Origin of the sequence: Vibrio ouci, assembly GCF_004551525.1 — a bacterium.
Lineage (GTDB): Bacteria > Pseudomonadota > Gammaproteobacteria > Enterobacterales > Vibrionaceae > Vibrio > Vibrio ouci.
This window is the reverse complement of the sequence record NZ_SATR01000153.1, coordinates 1-1,921: the sequence shown is the minus strand read 5'-3', so window position 1 is coordinate 1,921 and position 1,921 is coordinate 1. Positions and strand designations below refer to the sequence as shown.

Annotated in this window: 1 protein-coding gene; it reads left to right on the top strand. The window is 42.5% G+C overall.

Annotated features, from left to right (window positions below):
* Window positions 1–1,326: 1,326 nt before the first annotated feature.
* A complete protein-coding gene (locus ELS82_RS24620) occupies window positions 1,327–1,680 on the top strand; it encodes a hypothetical protein (RefSeq protein WP_208733302.1) in 354 nt (117 codons plus the stop codon).
* Window positions 1,681–1,921 lie beyond the last annotated feature (241 nt).

The window sequence follows — 1,921 nt, the reverse complement described above, 5'->3', positions numbered from 1 at the left end:
CACAATACGTTTGTAAAAATTCACATAACAAACAATTTAAGAGGGATTCCCCACGCTTGGCATTTTTGGTTTAGGTCAAGTTTAGTGATTACGGCGTCCAAATTGAGTATTGTGGTCGCGTGGCTCACCCCTTAATTGGGCGTTATGTTTACTTGTATTTCAAAGGCTTAAATATCTTAGGCTCAAGTTCTTTGTCCCTCAGGCGATTCGTCCCTAGTAGACTCAGCAAATCAGTATTGTCGGCCTAAGTTCTTGAACTTCTTAGGCCGTAAAGCATGCAAATATTCGTGGGTTGCTTCATTGTCAGGTCGAGCTGGCTAGGTTTTAGTTCATCTTGCTTAAAGTCGCTTTGAGGCTATTTCCCAAGCAACATCCTACCTTGGCAGCAGTCTCGGCAACTAACCATTGTGTGGCGCTGCTGTGAGAAGATACTAGGGTACTTGTTGAATGTTTGTCGTGTTGCCTCACTGGGCAGGGAAGTGTTCATACTTGTTTTAGGTTGGTCGCCTTTGGTGGTCAAGCTTGATTTTGTCTTGTGGTTTGGCTCAGAGAACTGTTCAGAAATAGCAGTTCTTTCTCAAGCAAGTCAGTCACTTGTGGTAAAACATAACAAACAATTTAAGCAGATTCACAACGCTTGGCAATTTTGGTTTGAATCGGTATTGGTGTTTTATGGCACAATGTTTTAGTTAAGTGGTCGCGTTGTTCACTACTTAATTGGGCGTTATGTTTACTTGTAATTCAAAGGCTTAAATGTCTTAGGCTCTAGTTCTTTGTCCCTCTGGCAATTCGTCCCTAGTAGACTCAGCAAATCCGCATTGTCGGTCTAAGTTCTTGAATCTCCCAGCCCGTAAAACATGCCAATGTTCGCGGGTTGCTTCATTGTCAGGTCGTGGCGGTTGGCTTGAGGTTTAACTGGCTCAAAGTCGCTTTTAGGTTCTTTGCCAATTAGCATTTCAGCTTGGCAGTTGCCTCGGCAACTCAGAACTGTTTTGCGCTTTGGTTGGAAAGAAAGGGCGCTTGTTGTTTTTTAGTCGGGTTGCCTCATTGGGCAGGGAAGTGGGATTATACGTTTTAGGTTGGTAGCCTTTGGTGGCCAAGTCGGTTCTTACCTTGTGGTTTAGTTCAGGAAACTGGTCAGAAATCGCAGTTCTTTCTCAATTAAATCATGTGTTTGTGGTAAAACATAACAAACAATTCAACAGTGATTCGCAACGCTTGGCGCTTTCACTTCGGTTTGAGTTTAGTGTTTACGGCGCAGCATTCAAGTTCAGTGCTTGCGCTGCTCACACGTTAATTGGGCGTTAGGAGTTTCAGGTAACTTATATGAACTGGACAATTTTAATCGCAATTGCGGGTTGGTTTTTAGCCATTCTTCAATTTGTATTTACCTTCAGGGAAGCTAAAGATAAAAATGAAGCCGAGTTGCTAGAAAAGACTCTCAATTATTTTAATCAAGGCGCTCAATCCAGAACAATAGGCATTAGTTTAGTCGAAGGAATTTGGCTTAAGCGAAAGAAGAATTTAAATATAATTTTACCTGTTCTCACTGCTCAAGTTTTGCATTTGCTAACCCAAGAGAAACTTGAAGCTCAAGAACAGAGAAACATTGTTAGGCTTCTGTTTTTAATTGAAAAATTATTGCCATATGCTACTGAAAGGCCATACAGAGCTTGCTGAAATATCAGAAGCACTAATGTGGGGCGCGCAAAGTAATAGCGTAGCCAACGTATCGCTACGGAGTTGGTACAAAAGGTTTAATGGCGATACTGACATGTGGGATGCGGAGATTGAAAACTCCTAACAAACTGTTCAAGAGGGATTCGCAACGCGTGGCATTTTCACTATGCGTTGGTTTAAGTGATTAAGGTGGTTTGCGGCGGCATCGGTATTGCGTTGCTCACCCCTTAACAGGGCGTTA